Source organism: Halomonas sp. McH1-25 (assembly GCF_022348165.1).
GTDB lineage: Bacteria > Pseudomonadota > Gammaproteobacteria > Pseudomonadales > Halomonadaceae > Modicisalibacter.
The window spans coordinates 419,067-436,199 of the sequence record NZ_JAKRFI010000001.1 but is presented as its reverse complement, the minus strand read 5'-3'; the positions used below and the strand labels follow the sequence as shown (position 1 = coordinate 436,199).

General features: G+C 61.6%; 15 protein-coding genes. 6 read left to right on the top strand and 9 right to left on the bottom strand.

All coding sequences use genetic code 11. The annotated features are described in order from the left end of the window. Positions 1 to 51 precede the first annotated feature (51 nt). Positions 52 to 1,056, top strand: a complete 1,005-nt coding sequence (locus tag MHM84_RS02155; protein ID WP_239261968.1) for an adenosine deaminase — start codon at positions 52 to 54, stop codon at positions 1,054 to 1,056. Positions 1,057 to 1,202: 146 nt separating this feature from the next. Next, positions 1,203 to 2,201, top strand: coding sequence for a cytochrome-c peroxidase (locus MHM84_RS02150; protein ID WP_239261966.1), 999 nt, complete (start codon positions 1,203 to 1,205; stop codon positions 2,199 to 2,201). Between the two features lie 60 nt (positions 2,202 to 2,261). Here the strand turns inward: MHM84_RS02150 and MHM84_RS02145 are convergent, their stop codons facing one another. From MHM84_RS02145 to xdhA, 5 genes are all read right to left on the bottom strand, one after another. Next, positions 2,262 to 3,647 carry a nucleobase:cation symporter-2 family protein gene (locus tag MHM84_RS02145; RefSeq protein ID WP_239261963.1) on the bottom strand — a complete coding sequence of 462 codons (1,386 nt, stop codon included), beginning with the start codon at positions 3,645 to 3,647 and terminating at the stop codon, positions 2,262 to 2,264. 298 nt (positions 3,648 to 3,945) lie between these two features. Then, positions 3,946 to 5,268 carry a guanine deaminase gene (gene guaD / locus MHM84_RS02140; protein ID WP_239261961.1) on the bottom strand — a complete coding sequence of 441 codons (1,323 nt, stop codon included), beginning with the start codon at positions 5,266 to 5,268 and terminating at the stop codon, positions 3,946 to 3,948. Beyond that, complete coding sequence (xdhC, locus tag MHM84_RS02135) at positions 5,265 to 6,128, bottom strand: xanthine dehydrogenase accessory protein XdhC (RefSeq protein ID WP_239261959.1); 864 nt, start codon at positions 6,126 to 6,128, stop codon at positions 5,265 to 5,267. Before xdhC ends, guaD begins: the two co-directional genes overlap by 4 nt. Further along, entirely contained in the window at positions 6,115 to 8,556 is a 2,442-nt protein-coding gene (gene xdhB, locus MHM84_RS02130; RefSeq protein ID WP_239261957.1) for a xanthine dehydrogenase molybdopterin binding subunit, read from the bottom strand. The genes xdhC and xdhB overlap by 14 nt, the downstream gene beginning before the upstream one ends. Further along, positions 8,540 to 10,027, bottom strand: coding sequence for a xanthine dehydrogenase small subunit (gene xdhA / locus MHM84_RS02125; RefSeq protein WP_239263787.1), 1,488 nt, complete (start codon positions 10,025 to 10,027; stop codon positions 8,540 to 8,542). The genes xdhB and xdhA overlap by 17 nt, the downstream gene beginning before the upstream one ends. Positions 10,028 to 10,239: 212 nt before the next feature. Between xdhA and MHM84_RS02120 the strand changes: the two genes are divergently transcribed. Together MHM84_RS02120 and MHM84_RS02115 are read left to right on the top strand one after the other, a co-directional pair. Continuing rightward, positions 10,240 to 10,872, top strand: a complete 633-nt coding sequence (locus tag MHM84_RS02120; protein WP_239261955.1) for a TetR/AcrR family transcriptional regulator — start codon at positions 10,240 to 10,242, stop codon at positions 10,870 to 10,872. Between the two features lie 119 nt (positions 10,873 to 10,991). Continuing rightward, positions 10,992 to 11,714, top strand: coding sequence for a GntR family transcriptional regulator (locus MHM84_RS02115; protein ID WP_239261953.1), 723 nt, complete (start codon positions 10,992 to 10,994; stop codon positions 11,712 to 11,714). Positions 11,715 to 11,741: 27 nt separating this feature from the next. On the opposite strand, the gene MHM84_RS02110 is transcribed toward MHM84_RS02115, so the two are convergent. Both MHM84_RS02110 and MHM84_RS02105 read right to left on the bottom strand, forming a co-directional pair. Beyond that, positions 11,742 to 11,945, bottom strand: coding sequence for a hypothetical protein (locus MHM84_RS02110; RefSeq protein WP_239261951.1), 204 nt, complete (start codon positions 11,943 to 11,945; stop codon positions 11,742 to 11,744). A 122-nt stretch (positions 11,946 to 12,067) separates the two neighbouring features. Further along, the gene (locus MHM84_RS02105) at positions 12,068 to 13,024 is read right to left on the bottom strand and encodes a calcium/sodium antiporter (protein WP_239261949.1); all 957 of its coding nucleotides are present in this window, start codon (positions 13,022 to 13,024) and stop codon (positions 12,068 to 12,070) included. Between the two features lie 231 nt (positions 13,025 to 13,255). On the opposite strand from MHM84_RS02105, the gene otsB reads away from it, so the two are divergent. Together otsB and MHM84_RS02095 are read left to right on the top strand one after the other, a co-directional pair. Further along, complete coding sequence (gene otsB, locus MHM84_RS02100; RefSeq protein WP_239261947.1) at positions 13,256 to 14,827, top strand: trehalose-phosphatase; 1,572 nt, start codon at positions 13,256 to 13,258, stop codon at positions 14,825 to 14,827. A gap of 171 nt (positions 14,828 to 14,998) precedes the next feature. Then, positions 14,999 to 15,670 carry a metallophosphoesterase gene (locus MHM84_RS02095; protein WP_239261944.1) on the top strand — a complete coding sequence of 224 codons (672 nt, stop codon included), beginning with the start codon at positions 14,999 to 15,001 and terminating at the stop codon, positions 15,668 to 15,670. A gap of 334 nt (positions 15,671 to 16,004) precedes the next feature. On the opposite strand, the gene MHM84_RS02090 is transcribed toward MHM84_RS02095, so the two are convergent. Both MHM84_RS02090 and MHM84_RS02085 read right to left on the bottom strand, forming a co-directional pair. After that, positions 16,005 to 16,187 carry a hypothetical protein gene (locus MHM84_RS02090; RefSeq protein ID WP_239261941.1) on the bottom strand — a complete coding sequence of 61 codons (183 nt, stop codon included), beginning with the start codon at positions 16,185 to 16,187 and terminating at the stop codon, positions 16,005 to 16,007. Between the two features lie 518 nt (positions 16,188 to 16,705). After that, positions 16,706 to 16,870: a hypothetical protein gene (locus MHM84_RS02085; RefSeq protein ID WP_239261939.1), complete on the bottom strand. Its 165-nt coding sequence runs from the start codon at positions 16,868 to 16,870 to the stop codon at positions 16,706 to 16,708. Positions 16,871 to 17,133: the final 263 nt, after the last annotated feature.

Below are 17,133 nucleotides of genomic sequence, written 5' to 3'. Positions count from 1 at the left end.
CAACTGGTCAAGTCACGGCAAGATGGCTCAAACCCGATGAGGAGTGACGCGATGAAGGATTGGTTGAAAGCCCTGCCCAAGGTCGAGCTGCATCTACATATAGAAGGCTCGTTGGAGCCGGAATTGATGTTTGCGCTGGCCGAGCGCAATGCCGTCAGCTTGCCTTACTCCTCGGTGGACGAGGTGCGAGCCGCCTACGATTTCAGCGATCTGCAATCCTTTCTGGACCTCTATTACCAGGGCATGGCGGTGCTGCGCACGGCCGACGACTTCCATGACCTGGCCATCGACTACTTTCGTCGCGCCCAGGCCGAAGGGGTCGTGCACGTGGAGCTTTCCTTCGATCCGCAGGCGCATCTGTCGCGCGGCGTCGGCTTCGACGTGCAGATCGAGGGACTGACCCGGGCCATGCGCCATGCCGAGCGGGAGTGGGGGCTATCCACGGCACTGATCATGAGCTTCCTACGCGACAAGCCCGCCGAGGATGCCATGGCCGTACTCGATCAGGCTGGCTCCTACCTGGAGCTGATCGATGCCGTTGGGCTGGACAGTGCCGAATCGGGCAATCCGCCGTCCAAGTTCGCCGAGGTGTTCGCCCGGGCAAAAACCTTAGGCTTGCCACGTGTCGCCCATGCCGGGGAGGAGGGGCCGGCCGACTACATTCGTGAGGCGCTGGACTTGCTCGAGGTATGTCGCATCGACCATGGCGTGCGTTGTCTGGAGGATCCCGAGCTGGTCGCCAGGCTACGCGAGAGCCGGATCCCGCTGACCGTCTGCCCGCTGTCCAATGTTCGGCTCAAGGTGGTCGAGCGGATCCAGGACCATCCATTACCCCAGTTGCTGGATGCCGGACTCAAGGTCACGCTCAATTCCGACGACCCGGCGTATTTCGGTGGGGGAGTACTGGACAACTACATGGCTTGCGAGCAGGCTTTCGGCTGGGACAGGGCGACGTTCGTTTCGATGGCGCGCAATGCCATCGATGTCGCCTTCATGGAGGAAGGGCGTCGGCAGGTGCTTTTGGCCAGGCTCGACGAGTTTTCCCAAGCGGTTTGATCCCGATCAAGTCCCTTGGCGCAGGAATTGACCGGCATCAATCAAATGCCTTCGCCGGGCTCTCACAATGGAACGAGATAAAGACACATCTAATAGATGTGCTGCCGGGCCGCAGGGCCGGGCTCGTTCCAGCAAGGGAGCCTGACATGAAACGTAGTGCGTGGGGAGCCATTATCGCCTTGGGGCTGGCGGCGCCAGCCTGGGCCGACCGCATCGCTGAAGAACCGATCAAACCCATCGAGCCGGCTACGGTCGATGCACCGCTCAAGGTGGAACTGGGCAAGAAGCTGTTCTTCGATCCGCGGCTGTCACGATCAGGGTTCATTTCCTGTAACTCCTGCCATAACCTCAGCCTGGGCGGCAGCGACAACCTGCCGACCTCCATCGGCCACCATTGGCAGGAAGGCCCCATCAACTCGCCGACCGTGCTGAATTCAAGCCTGAGCCTTGCGCAGTTCTGGGACGGCCGTGCCGAATCGCTCCAGGAGCAAGCTGCAGGACCCATTGCCAATCCCAAGGAGATGGCCTTTACCCACAACCTGGCTGTGGACGTGCTGACATCGATTCCGGAATATCGCGCCATGTTCGATGAGGTGTATGGCACCGAAGCCATCACCATCGCCGAGGTGACGGACGCCATTGCCGAGTTCGAGAAGACGCTGGTCACCCCGAACTCGCGCTTCGACCAATGGCTGCGGGGCAATGACGCTGCCCTGAGCGATGCGGAAAAGGCGGGTTACCAGCTGTTCAAGGAAATCGGCTGCGCCGGTTGTCACCATGGCCCGGCAGTGGGCGGAACCTCGTTCCAGCGCATGGGGTTGTTCGAGAAATACCTGACCAACAACCCCTCGCAGGGACGTTTCGAGGTGACCGGCAAGGATGCAGACCGCATGTCATTCAAGGTGCCGAGCCTGCGTAACGTCGAGCTGACCTACCCGTACTTCCATGACGGCGCTTACTGGGAGCTGGAAAAAGCCGTAGACGTGATGGCAACACTGCAGTTGGGACAGGAGCTGGATGCCGAAAGCATCGACAATATCGTGGCTTTCCTGCACAGCCTGACCGGGGAGCAGCCCGACTTCACCATGCCGATACTGCCGGCCTCCACGTCGGAAACGCCACGTCCGGTGCCGTTCAAGGAGTAAGCTTGCCCCAGACGACGACAGCCCGCGAAATGCGGGCTGTCGCGTTTCAGTGTCCTCAGCTTATTTCGGCGAGGCCCCAGGACTGGGTACTTCATTGGTAGGAGCCTCGGCCTGGACTGCCTTGCCCGTATCGGGCAGCAATAATGTACAGAGAATGGCCGTGAGTCCGCCCGTGGTGATCGGGGACGAGAATATCTTCTGCATCAACGGTGGCAGACCGGACAGTACCTCGGGGACCAGGAGAACGCCCAGCCCCATGCCCAGGGAGGTGGCAATGGTCATCAGTGCTTTGCGATCCATGGCCTGGCTATTCAGGATGCGAATCCCCGAGACGGCGATCAATCCGAACATGAGCGTGGTCGCTGCACCCAGTACGGGGCGGGGGATCTGCTGTAGAAACTGACCCAGTGCCGGAATCAGTCCCAGTACGATCAAGATCCCCCCGACGTACCAGCCGACATGGCGACTGGCCACACCGGTGAGCTGGACGACGCCGGTGTTCTGGCTGAACGTGGTGTTGGGGAAGGTATTGAACAGGGCAGCCAGTGCCGAGTTGACGCCATCGGCCATGACGCCACCGCGAATGCGTTGGCGGTAGATCGGGCCGTCGACGGGCTCGGCCGAGGCGCGTGAAGTGCCGGTCAGATCGCCTATGGTCTCGATTGCGGTGATCAGGAAGATGAAGGCGACGGGAATGAAGGCGGCGATATCGAAGTCCAGTCCGTAGCGCAACGGTTGCGGGACGGTGAGCCAGGTGGCCTCGCTCAGCGAGGGCAGCCCCATCTGGCCGCCCAAGGCGGCAGCCAGGCAGCCCACGACGAGGCCCACGAAGATCGATCCGATGCGTAGCCAGGCATGGCGCGAGAGCTGACAGGCGACGACGGTGACGATGACCAGTGCGGCCAGGCCCAGGTTGCCCAGGCTGCCGAAGTTCTCCGCCCCGAAGCCGCCGGCCATATCGGTAACCCCCACTTTGATCAGTGACAGGCCGATGAGCACCACGACGATGCCTGTCACTGTGGGTGTGATGATGCGCTTGAGCTGCGGCAGAACGCTACCCAAGGCGATTTCTATCACGCTGCCCGCCAGGCAGACACCGAACAGGGTGGCGAGCACGGCTTGGTCGCTGGCGCCCCCGTCCCGCGCCGCCTGGCCGGCGATGATCAATGCTCCGACGAAGGCGAAACTGGTGCCCTGTACGCTGAGTAGCCCGGACCCCAGCGGACCGATGCGCTGGGATTGCAGCAGGGTGGCGACGCCCGAGACGAACAGGGCCATGCTGATCATATAGGGGATATAGGCCTCGAGTCCCAGCGCGCCGGCGATGATCATGCTGGGAGCGATGATGCCGACGAAGCTGGCCAGCACATGTTGTAGCCCGGCGAGAAGTGCCTTGGGTGGGGCAGGGCGATCTTCAAGCCGATAGAGTGGCGTGTCGATGGACATGGCGGCGGTTCCTGATTGGATTGGTTGTATACAAGAAATGTTTTTCTTTCTGTATGCAATTAGCTTGCCAATCAAGGAGCGCACTATCATGCGGGGGGAAGCGCATCAGCAGGCAACGCTAGGCGACTCGCCTGGGTCACGATAGGGGACGCTGTTCAGCCACAGTTTCGTTAGTGCATTGACTTGGTGCATTGGCACTATTTGGCGAGTCTTAAAAGTGCAGGATGACAGACGAACCTGACTCAAAAGCATCACGCCCGGCACGGCCGGGCGTGACATTAATGCCCTGTCGGGCAAGTTAGCTATCAACCTCGCTACGCTGATGTACGCACCGACCGTTGGCCCAGGTCGCATGCACGGCGCGGTCGTCGCCCAGGATCATCAACGCGAACAGGCGCTCGCCCAGGCTGGTGGTGCGGGCCATGCGACGCTCCAACAGCGGCGTCGCCTTGGGGTCGAGCACGACGATGTCCGCTTCCGCGCCTTCGCGCAGGCTACCGATGTGAGAGTCCAAGTGCAGGGCGCGGGCATTGCCCAGCGTCAACCGATAGAACCCCTGCCAGGGCGTCAGCGGCTGGTTGAGCAACTGACCCACCTGGTATGCCGCTTTCAGGGTGCCGAAACCGGACAGGTCCGTGCCGCCACCGATGTCGCTGGCCAGCGAGACGTTGAGGCCGGCCTCGCGGCAGGCCAGGCGGTCGAACAGGCCGCTGCCGAGGAACAGGTTCGAGGTCGGGCAGAAGGCGATGTTGGCCCCCGCCTGGGCCAGGCGGTTGCGTGCATCCTGAGTCAGGTGAATGCCGTGGGCGAAGGTGCTCTTCGGACCGACCAGTCCGTAGCGCTCATAGACGTTGAGATAGTCGCTGGCTTCGGGAAAAAGCTCTGCCACCCAGGCGATCTCGCCGTGGTTCTCCGACAGGTGCGTCTGCAGGTGCAGGTCGGGCGCATTGCGCAGCAGGCCGCCGGTAGCGTCGAGCTGTTCGCGGGTGGACGTCGGTGCGAAGCGCGGCGTCAACGTGTAGCCCAGCCGGCCCTTGCCGTGCCAGTCGCCGATCAGGCGTTCGGTATCGCGAATGCCGCCGTAGGTGTCGTCAACCAGCGCATCCGGTGCATGGCGATCCATCAGTACCTTGCCGGCCAGCATGCGCAGGCCGCGGCGATGGGCGGCTGAGAAGAAGGTGTCCACCGAGATCGGATGCGAGGTGCAGAAGACTTGGGCGGTCGTCGTGCCGACACGCAGTGTCTCGTCGAGAAACGCCTCGGCGATGGCTTCGGCATGAGCACGCTCGGCAAACCGGCACTCTTCCGGAAACGTGTACTCATTGAGCCAGTCGAGCAGCTGGCGCCCATAGGAGGCCATGATCTCGAGCTGCACGTAGTGCACGTGACTATCGATGAAGCCCGGCATCATCAGCTTGTCGCCGTAATCCACCACTTCGATGCCCTCGGGCAGCTCGGGCTCGAGCTTGAGGTATTCGGCGATGGTGCGGATGCGGCCATTCTCGATCCACAGCGCGCCATCCTCGAGATACACCACGCTGCCCGGTTGCGGCGTATCGTCCTCGCCCGGATCGTTCATGAAGCTGAGCAACGGGCCGCGCAGCACTCGGGAATCGGTCATTTCCTGGTCTCCAGCTGGGAATTCGGTGAGCGGTCGGCGTCGAATACCTTGCGCAGTACCCTGGGTTCGATACCGCGTTGATCGGGACGTTCACCCGATGACTTGAGGGTCAGCAACTCGGCACTCACCGCCAGCGCGATCTCGTAGGGGCGCTTGCCCTGGGCGCCGGCAATGCCGATGGGGCAGCGCACCTGCGACAGCGAGGCCGGGGTGTGTCCCGCCTCGCGCAGGCGACGCTGAAAGCTGGCCCACTTGCTCTGCGAGCCGATCAGGCCGATCGACGCACAATCGCCGCGCCTCAACAGCGCATCGACCAACACACGATCCTCGGCATGATCATGAGTCATGACCAGCGCGTGCGACCCCGGAGGCAGGGCGGCTACGCTGGCTGCACTGTCCGAACCATCGCGACACTCGAGTCGTGCCTGGCCGGTGGCTTCGGCCGGGAACGATTCCGGCCGGCTGTCGTGCCACAGCACGCGCCATGGCAACGGTGCCAGCAACTGCATCAGGGCCTGTCCCACATGACCGGCTCCGAATACGGCCACGGTCATTTCGGCGCCGGCGAAGACTTCGATCAGCACATGAACATAGCCGCCACAGCATTGGCCGGAGCGGCCGCCGAGCGGGAAAGCCTCGAGGCGCGTGGCGGTGTCGTGACCTGCCAGGGCCTGGCGGGCGGCATCGATCACCTGGAACTCGAAGGTGCCGCCGCCCAGGGTATCGTGGACCTCGTCGGCGGTGATGACCATCTTGGCGCCCGGTTCGCGCGGCGTGGAGCCCGCCGCCCCGACCACGGTGGCCAGGACGTGGGGCGTTGCTGCGTTCTGCAGGCGATGCAGGGCATCATGCCAGATCATCGCTGGTCTCCACCGACGGGGCCATGGCAGCGGCACGGCGCAGCGCTTCGGCGGCCATCAGCACGCGCTCGGGGGTCGCCGGCGTGTCCAGGCGCGGCGCCTGCCGGTAATCGACCAGACTGGCCAGGGCGTCACGAAGCGCGGACCACACCGAAATGCCCAACATGAAAGGTGGCTCGCCCACGGCCTTGGAGCGATAGATGCTGGCCTGTGAGTTGGGGTGCCCCTGCAGCAACTCCACATTGAATTCCGGCGGCAGGTCGCCAAACGCTGGGATCTTGTACGTGGCGGGACCATCGGAGAGCAGGCGGCCCTGGTCGTTCCACTTGAGTTCCTCGGTGGTCAGCCAGCCCATGCCCTGAATGAAACCGCCCTCGACCTGGCCCATGTCAATGGCCGGGTTCAGCGAGTCGCCCACGTCGTGCAGGATATCGGCACGCGTCAGTCGGTATTCGCCGGACAGGCTATCGACCTCGACCTCGGCGACAGCGGCGCCATGGGCGAAATAATAGAAGGGGCGGCCCTTGCCGGTATTACGGTCGTAGTGGATCAGCGGCGTGGAATAGAAGCCCTTGGCCGACAGCGATATGCGTGACAGATAGGCGGCCTGAACCAGCTCGCCCCACGAGATGCGACGGTTGAAGGCGACCAGTTCGCCATTTTCCATGGTCATGCCTTCACGGTCGATCTCATAGTGCTCGGCAGCGAAGTCGAACAGCCGTTCGCGGATCTGGCTGGCCGCGTCGCGTGCGGCCATGCCGTTGAGATCGGCCCCGCTGGAAGCCGCCGTCGGCGAGGTGTTGGGTACCTTGTCGGTACGTGTCGCTGTGATCCGCACCTGTGCCAGATCCAGCCCCAGTTCGCGCGCCACGACCTGGCAAACCTTGGTATGCAGGCCCTGGCCCATCTCGGTGCCGCCGTGGTTGATCATCACGCTGCCATCGGTATAGACGTGCAGCAGCGCGCCGGCCTGGTTGAGGTGCTTGGCGGTGAAGGAAATGCCGAACTTCACCGGGGTCAGCGCCAGGCCCTTCTTGACGATCGGGCTGCGGGCGTTGAATTCGCTGATTGCCTTGCGGCGGTTCCAGTAATCGCTGCTGGTTTCCAGGCGCTCGACGATCTCGTGGATCAGCGCATGCTGGTCCACGCTCTGGCCGTAGTGCGTGACGTCGCGCCCCGGGCGGTAGAGGTTGCGCTTGCGTACCGTCAACGGATCCTCGCCGACGTGACGGGCGATGTCGTCCATCGCCGCCTCGATGATCATCATGCCCTGAGGACCGCCGAAGCCGCGAAACGCGGTGTTCGAGGCGGTATGGGTGCGGGCGCGATGGCCGGTGACGCGAGCCTCGCCCAGCGAGTAGGCATTGTCGGCGTGGAACATGGCGCGATCGACGATCGCCTCGGACAGGTCCGGTGAATAGCCGCAATCGCCGATCACCGTGATATCGCCACCGGTCAGCACACCCTGGTCATCGAAACCCAGACGATAGCGGTTGTGAAACGGATGGCGCTTGCCCGTGGCGCGCGTATCCTCGGCGCGCGGCAGGCGAAGCCGGATCGCCCGTCCGGTGCGACGGGCGAACAAGGCCGCGATACAAGCCCAGGGCGAGGCCTGGGTTTCCTTGCCGCCGAAGCCGCCACCCATGCGCCGGGTTTCCACCGTGACGGCGTGAAAGGGCACGCCCAGCACTTCGGCGACCAGCTTCTGCGTCTCGCTGGGGTGCTGGTTCGAGGTGAATACGGTCACGCCTTCGTCCTCGGTGGGCGTGACCAGGCAGGCCTGGCCTTCGAGATAGAAGTGCTCCTGCCCGCCGACGAACTGCTCGCGCTCGAGTACATGCGGCGCGCTGTCCAGCGCGCGTTGCCAGTCGCCACTCTGTTGGACGTGGGTCGGGCGTACCACATCGCCGGCCTCGGCAGCCGAGACCGGATCGAGGTTGATCGGCTGCTCGTCGATTTCCGCCACGGCCAGCCGGACCGCCAGGCGGGCTGCCTTGTAGCTGGTCGCGGCGACGGCAAACAACGACTGGCCGAGATAACTGATTTCGTCATCGACAAAGATCGGATCGCCGGGAAACACCGGTCCAATGTCGGTATGTCCCGGTACGTCGACGATGGTGATCACGTCGATGACGCCGGGGGCATGCCTGACCTTGTCCAGGTCGAGCCGGGTCAGGCGCCCATGCGCCACGGGCGAGAAGCCGATTGCGACATGCAGGGCATCGGCCGGCGCCGGCAGGTCGTCGATGTAGGCAGCGCGACCGGTGACGTGCTTGATGGCGCTTTCATGGGCTGCAGACAGACCGGCGCAGCCCCGGCTGGTCTCGCTCTCGGTATCCCGAGCCAGTGGTCCGTCGCCCTTGTTGCGTCCGATCTGTTCCTGACGCGCATTGGCGGAATCGCGGGAAAGTTCAGTGAGCGTACGCATCGAGGCAGACCTCCGCAGTGTCGTTGTCGTGGCTCGTTTGTGTCTCTTTCTGCAGCATCAGGCGCAGACGCTCGAGCAAGTTGGCTGCCGCCACGAGACGGTATTCACTGGAGCCCCGCACATCATCGAGAGGCTGGAACTCCTGTCGCAGCGCCGCTCGGGCGGTCTCGAACGCGGCGGGGCCCGGTGGCTGGCCTTCCAGCGCCGCTTCAGCCTGGGGCGCGCGGCGCGGAATGGCCGCCATGCCACCAAAGGCGAGATGGACATCCCGCATCACGCCGTCATCCAGCCGCCAGGAAAAGGCGGCCAGAACCGCGGAAATATCGTCCTCGCGACGTTTGGACAGCTTCCAGACCTTGAGCTGGCGCTCTTCGAGCCGCGGCAGGAAAATGGCACGGATGAACTCGCCCCGCTGGAGGGCCGTCTTCTTGTAATCGAGGAAGAATGTCTCGATGGGAAGTTCGCGCTGCCCTTCGGGGCCATCGAGGGCCAGCCGGGCATCCAGCGCCAGCAGCACCGGCGGGGTATCGCCAATCGGCGAGGCATTGGCCACGTTGCCGCCCATGGTCGCCCGGTTGCGGATCTGCGACGAGGCGAAACGGTGCATGAGGTGTGCGAAGGCCGGGTAATGCTTGGCGAGCAACGGCTCCAGCCGACGATAGGTGACGGCGGCACCTACCCACCAGCCATCGGCGGTTTCCTCGATGGTGTTGAGTCCCGCGACCTGGCGGACATCGACGACATCCTCGAGCGGCTTGAGCTGCTGCGTCACTTCCAGCCACAGGTCGGTGGCCCCGGCCACCAGGCGTGAGTCGGGACGCTGACGGCGCAGTTCGCGCAGGCTCGCCAGGTCGCGTGGCATGGCATAGCCCTCGGCTGTCTCGGAAGTAGATTGGGCAGGGCGCGTGGCAGCGCTGAACAGCGTTTCGACATTGCGAGGCAGGTCCGGATCGTCCGCCCAGGTGGGGTGCGTATCGGGATACTCACCCATGCGCAGGGCGGCATCGCGAATCGGACGGTAGCCAGTACAGCGGCAAAGATTGCCTCCCAGTGCCGACTCCAGGCGCTCCTGTGTCAAGGGCGCCGGTCGATGCCGCTGGCCTTCGTGCAAGGTGAACAGCGACATGACGATGCCGGGGGTACAGAAACCGCATTGGCTGCCGTGGCAATCGACCATCGCGGCCTGTACCGGATGCAGCGCGTCGCCCCGGGCCAGCCCTTCGACAGTAACCACGTGGCAGCCATTCAACTGATGGGCGGGCATGATGCAGGCATTGGCGTTGTGATAGACCAGGCCGCCTTGGCCGTCGGGCTCGCCGATGGCCACCGTACAGGCGCCGCAGTCGCCGGAGGCGCAGCCTTCCTTGGTTCCGGTCTTGCCCAAATCGATACGTAGCAGTTCCAGCGCACTGGTGTCCGGGCTGATGTCGGCACACTGCTGACGTTGCCCGTTCAGATAGAAGTCGATCATCACGGAGTTCGCTCGTTGTTATCGGAGATCTGTCAGGAGGAGTTTGCAAGCAACTTGACCGAATGGTCAATGTTATTTAGCGTGGCCGAAAGCCCTCGTGCGTGCAAGCCAGCGAACGTAAAAGTTCCTTCCTGCCAAGTAGCGAGAGCCCCGGCGTTGAGTCCCTCGCCAAGCTAGGGCAAGCTTGCCGCTTTGGCAGGGGGAAGGCCTCGATGACGACAATGACTGCGCCAGAAATGACACGAACGCGGCTACGCAACGAAAAAGCCATCCTCGATGCCGCCGAGCAGGTCTTTGCCCGTCACGGCTACCGTGGTGCCAGCGTGCAGGCGATTGCCGAAGCGGCGGGGTTGCCCAAGTCGAACGTGCTCTATTACGTGGGCAGCAAGCGCCAGCTGTATGTCACGCTGCTCGAACGCATGATGGAGCGCTGGAACGCGATGCTGGACGACATCAGTGTCGATGACGATCCCGCCGAGGTCATCGAAGCCTTTATCCGCAGCAAGATGGAGCTCACCCGCACGCATCCCCAAGGCTCGCGGCTGTTCGCCGCGGAAGTGCTGCAGGGGGCGCCATTTCTGCAGGACTACTTACATGGCGAATTGCGTGAGTGGGTCCAGGCGCGGGCAAAGGTGTTCGAACAGTGGGCGGCAAGGGGGATGATGGACCCGGTGGATCCGGTCTGGTTGATCTTTCTGATTTGGTCGTCCACTCAGCACTATGCCGATTTCGAAGCCCAGGTCTTGGGTATTACCGGTCGTGAGGCGCTGGATACCGACGACTATCGCCATATCACCGACTTCCTGTGTCACGTCATCCTCAAGGGGTGTGGTGTCCGGACATGATTCCCACTGGAAACATCATACTTGTTTGATTGGATACAATCTTCGCGTGGTTTGGATACGTATAGCGTTCGTCGTGACAACATGCGAAGGTATGCATGACCGAGCGAGGGAGTACGGCTATGCCGAAGTCATGGCAGGACACGGTAACCGACGATATTCATGCAGGTAAGCGTGTCGGCGACCAATATATCGTCGACATGATACGCGATGCGGTGTTGTCCCAGCGCCTTCCGCCGGGCACGCGTCTGCCCGAGGCAACGTTGGGAGGCATCTTCGGGGTCAGTCGCTCGGTGGTACGCAAGGCATTGACCCGGTTGGTCGGTGACCATGTCGTCGTACAACAGCCGAATCAGGTGGCTCGTGTCGCGTCGCCCGATATCCAGGAGACGAAAGAGATCTTTGCGGCGCGGCGCTTGGTGGAGGGCGAGGTGGCAGCCTTGCTGGCAGGCAAACTATCCTCCGCGCAATATGAGGAACTACGGCAAATTGTCGAAGAGGAGCATGGCGCACACCAGCAGGGCGACGAAGCCCGGCGCGTAAAGTGCTCCCTGGCAGTGCATCGTTATCTGGCGGATCACTCGCCGAACCGGGTGCTGGGCAGCATGCTGACCGATTTGATTCTGCGTACATCCATCGTGATCGCGCTATACAAACGTCCGGGCATGGAAGCCTGCTATCTGGATCACGACCATGCCGATCTTCTGAACCTGCTGGGGTCCGGCTCGCCGCAGCAGGCTTGCAATCGGATGCGCCAGCACCTGAGCGATCTCGAGGGGCTACTCGATCTACGCCCTCAGGGAGGGCGAATCGATCTGGCGGCTATCCTCGGTGGGATCGCCTAGCTTCATCGTCGTCGCTCACGTCTGAGGTCATTCCGAGCCCGGGTCAGCGTCAGTGCCGCCTTTATAAGCTGCCCAGTCCGAATCCAGCATGTGTTCGCGTTCCGTCTGAGCTCGGTCATAGCTATCGTAGATTCCCAAACTCATGCCAGTGTCGCCGTCGAACAGTTCGTAGCGAGTCGCCGAACGGCTCTCGACGTCGACTTCCCTGATTTCCATCGCGCTTCTAAGCATGCCGGTTCCCTGAGCCAATTCATCCTATCGATAGGACACCCTACCACGCTCTTGGGCATGCCTGGGTATCCTCATGGCAACGGCATGATCCAATAGGTAACCTGCTTCCCTCCGCTGGCGCTTCAGAACGACATGAAACTCAGCCAGACATAGACTACATAGCTGCCAAGCAGAATGGCGCCTTCGACACGCGACAGACGCAATCCGGTGTAAAGAAAGCCCATGAGTACGACGGCCGAACCCAGCATGACCCACTGATCGAAAACCAGGATGCGCTCGGCCATCGGCAAGGGTTGCAGGATGGCCGAGATGCCGAGGATACCCAGCACATTGAAAATGTTGCTGCCGAGGATGTTGCCCACGGCGACATCGGCATGTCGGCGCAAGGCGGCGATCACCGACACCGCCATTTCGGGCAGTGAAGTCCCGACAGCCACCAGCGTCAGGCCGATGACGGTCTCGGGTATGCCCATGGCTTCGGCAATGCCGATGGCGCCGTGAAGAAGCAGCCTGGAACCGCCGATCAACAGGCCGAGGCCGAACAGGATGGCCAGTACGATGGTGAGCCAACGGCGTGGCAACGCCGTCATCTCCTCGGCTTCTGCGGCATGCATGTCGCCAGCCGGTATGTGCTGACGGCTTTCGCTGCGATAGGCCCAGACCAGGTAAGCAGCCAAACCGACCAAAAAAATCAGCGCATCGACTCGGCCGAGGCCGCCACTCAATGCCAGCACGATGAACAGGGCACTGGCGACCACCACGACGAGGCCATCGCGTCGCAGGGCCAAGGGCTGGACGGTCATTGGCGTGATCACGGCGCACAGCCCGAGGATCAGAAGAATGTTGCCGATATTGCTGCCGACGATGTTGCCCACGGCTATGTCCGGTTGGGCATTCATTGCGGCATCGATGGACACTACGAGTTCCGGCGAAGAGGTGCCGAACCCTACGATGACGAGGCCCGTCAACAAGGGGGAAACCCCGACCCGCCGCGAGGCGGCGATGGCACCCCGAATCAGCGTTTCACCGCCCAGCGTGAGCAGTGCGATACCGATAGCCAAGCTAAGCGCATATCCCATGGATTCGAGTCCCTGCGTTATTGTGAATCAACCTGCTGATGCTAATGCAGTCTGCTGGCGTTGACGATAGGAACGTAGACCATAGCGATGCTTCCTTCGTCGTGTGGCGTTTGCGCCCAGTTGACCCCAGGGCCGTGTCGCGACCCCCGTCCGGCCTGGAAGACACTACGCCGGAGCGGCCAACTACACTATCGACACGACTCCGTGAACGGACAGAAACAGGGATTAGCGATGCAACAGCCAAGGCGCTCGCCACAGGATGTAACGCCGACCGGTTATCGGGCCGGCATCTTCGATCTGGACGGGGTAGTGACCCATGCGACACGTATCCATTGCCAGGCTTGGCGAAAGCTCTTCGACGGCTATCTCGCCGAGCGTGCCAAGCGCGACGGTGAACCTTTCCAGGCATTCGATCCCCAAGACTACCGACGCTATGTCGACGGCGCGCCACGCTACGACGGGGTAAGTAATTTTCTTGAGTCCCGCGGCATACGGCTGCCGTTCGGCTCGCCCGGGGACGCTCCCGATGAAGAGACCGTGTGTGGGCTAGGCAATCGCAAGCAGCGATATTTCGAACGGTTTCTGGGAGCAGAGGGAGTCGAGATCTTTGCATCGTCGGTGGCTTTCATCGAGTCGATCCGCAAGGCTGGGATAAAGACGGCGCTGATTTCATCAAGCAAGAATGCGCAGGACATTCTCGTCAGGACCGGCTTGGATCACTTGTTCGATGCCGTGGTCGACGGTATCGAGGCCGAGCGCTTGGGGCTGCAGGGCAAGCCGCATCCCGATATCTTCCGCCATTCAGCCAGCCTGCTGTCGGTGACCCCGGGAGAGGCCTTTGCCGTCGAAGATTCCCGGTTCGGCGTCAAGGCCGCCGACAAGGCAGGTATCGGCCTGGTGATCGGTGTCGATCACGCCCAACAGCGTAACGAGCTATTGGCTCATGGCGCCGATGTCGTAGTCGACGACCTGGCCGAATTGATGCCGGGCCATAGGGTGCACGGCGATTCCCTGCCGGATGCCATGGATGCTTTCGACCGCCTCGTCGAGTCCCTGGGGGCTGAGCGTCCGGCTATATTCTTGGACTATGACGGTACCCTGACACCCATCGTCGATCGGCCGGAACTGGCCGTCCTCGACAAAAGCATGCGCCATACCCTCGAAAGGCTGGCCGAGCGCTGTACCGTCGCCATCGTCAGCGGACGCGACCGAGCCAACGTAGCCGAGCTGGTAGGGATCGATAACCTCGTCTATGCGGGGAGCCACGGTTTCGACATCGTCGGCCCCAATGGCCTGCAGATGCAGCACGAACGTGCCGCGGAATTCCTGCCGGCCCTCGATGAGGCCGAGGCGCAACTTCGGGCCCGTCTGGCCGAGGTGCCGGGCGCCCTTGTCGAGCGCAAGCGCTTTGCCGTCGCCGTTCATTACCGGCTGGTCGCCGAGCGCGACGTGGATCGCGTTGATGCGACCGTCGAATCCGTGGCGGGTGAGCAACCGCCACTACGCCGTACCGGTGGCAAGAAAGTCTTCGAACTGCGCCCGCAATTGCCCTGGGACAAGGGCAAGGCCGTCGCGTGGTTGATCGAGGCGCTCGGCCTGGCGGAGGAGGGCGTCGTGCCGATATACATCGGCGACGACGAAACCGACGAAGATGCCTTCATGGCGCTACGCGAGCGGGGCGGGATCGGGCTGTTCGTCGGCGATACTACGCAGGACACGGCTGCCAGCTATCGTTTGAGCGACACGGTTGCCGTCGGGCACTTTCTCAGCCGCCTTGCCGACGTTCTGGGAGATGAATCATGAGTGATTGAACGATGCATAATGGAAAGGCCCTGCCAATCCTTGGTCAGGGCCTTTATGTTCTGTCATGCATCCTGCCGTCGTTGGAATGGCACTTGGCGGTTTTGCCTGGCGCCGGGTTATGCCTACGCTGAGTAAGGATCTCCTCATTGCCAGCCATACCTAGGGGAAAGAATGCTTCAGAAGCATGGCCCGAACGACCGGGGCCGGGATTTCTTCGTTGGAGACATTCACGGCCAATTTGCGCTGCTGCAGGCCTCGTTGAAGCGGGTAGCATTCGATCGTGCCAACGACCGGCTGTTCTGTGTCGGTGATCTGATCGACCGAGGCCCTGACAGCTTGGCCTGCCTGGCCCTGGCTTTCGAGCCGTGGTTCTTCGGGGTGCGTGGCAACCATGAAATATTGGCGCACCAGGCCCTGAACGAAGGCGGCAGGGCCTGGCGGCTCTGGATGATGAATGGCGGGGACTGGGCAGACCGCTGTGCCTCGAGCGATGTCGGAGCTTGCCTGGAGCGAGCCTTGGAACACTTGCCTTACGCACGTGACGTCGAGGTGAAAGGTCATAGGATTGGCATGGTCCATGCCGAGCCACCGGCCGATTGGGCGATGCTTGAATCCGAAGGCGCGCGCCATGAGCACGATATGGTTTGGGGTCGCTCGAGGATTCAGCGCCGCGATGAGACGTGTATCTCGGGTATCGATGGCGTCGTCGTCGGGCACACCATCGTTCCTCACCCCCTATGCCTGGGAAATGTGCTGTACATCGATACCGGGGCCTTTCATACCCAGAACTTGACGCTCATGGAGGCCGACGAGGTGATTGGCTGGGTAGCTATAAAACGCTAGATCGAGCGTAGCGCCCATACATAAACTAAGCCCGGCCTCAAAAAGGAGAGAGCCGGGCTGGAGCAGAAGTTTTCCTCTGCCAAAGGTAAGCTGTTACGGGATCCTTGGCACCTAAGCGGCATCCTGCCTTCGTCACTGCCTTCTTTCCCGAGTGCCGGTCTTCCTGACCGCGCTCTTCCCTGAACTGGCGGCCTGTCCTTGGCCGCTGCTTACCGTGCCTCTAAGGTTAGTGAGACGATCCAATGATTGCAAAAAGGAAAATGTTTAGAAAAGAAACCGGGCTGGACCAGCGTTTACACATGAGCTGGGCAACCTGCCCATTCGGCAGCTAGAACTACAGTTCTAGCTTTCGTTTCCAGGGGTTGCGCTCGGTTTCCGATGCCTTCTGGATCTCTTGTTGCATGTCCCAGCCTGCGAGTGGATCCGTCTGCTGTACTTCGGTAGTGGATGCGTTCAATCCGATGAACGTCAATGCTGCTCCGACGAGCAGCACGCCCAGCAAAGCGACTCGTCCCATCACTGCTTCCCTGCGTTGGTTTATGTTTCAGATAGGCTCAGTCTAGTCGCTTGATTGAAACATTCCAGTTACATTCTTCTAGTCCTTTTGGCTAATCTTGATGATTAGCGCATGGCTATCGTTTGTCTTTGAATAATTGCTACCTGTAGTGAGCTTTGGTCATCCGGTTTTCGTATTGGTTGCAAACTTTGTCGAGAACAGCTTCGAGGAGGTTTTGCTATCTTGATGGGTATACCGTTATATGGCGTATAGGCCGCTGGTCTATCCGTCGCCGTTCCAAGGGTTACGCTCGTTGTCCGATGCCTCCTGTATCGCCTGGCGCATGTCCCAATCCGACAGTGGCGCTGTCTCGATTTCCGTTGGTGATTGATCCATGGCCCTGTATAAGATGACTGCCCCAGCGAGCAGTATCACTAGTAATGCGACTCGTCCCATGGCGGCTTCCTGAGGTTGTCGGTATACGTACCATCAACGAGCGTGCCTTGAACGAGCTGGGTTTACAAATTCTCTGGCTGGACTTATTCGTTCTTGCCCTGCCACTTGGTGCGTCCCTCTTCGGAGGCGCCGGGAATGGCATCCCTTGGTTCCCAAAGTGGAGCCTTTTCTTCAGAGCCACTTTCCAGCAAGGCGTAGGCTGCAATCATAAGCCCTAAAATGATAGCGCTGGTTTTGACGATGCTCATGGCTGCACCTCGGCAGGCATTACGGCTGTACCGTCAAACGTCTTCATTGTTCCCTCCTAAATTAGTATTTACCTGCTTTGCGCCAGTGTAGATGAAGTATTTGGTGTTTGCCTGCCACTAATTTGCCTCTTGTGCTTAGGGAGGGAGTACTACTGCAGCCTAATGCTACCGACAGGTATAGGACTTATAGGGTAGATGCAGGCGTGCGAGGAGTCGTTGCCAAAGGCCGCACAGCTCCCAGTGAGCCCTTGTCAGCGGGTATG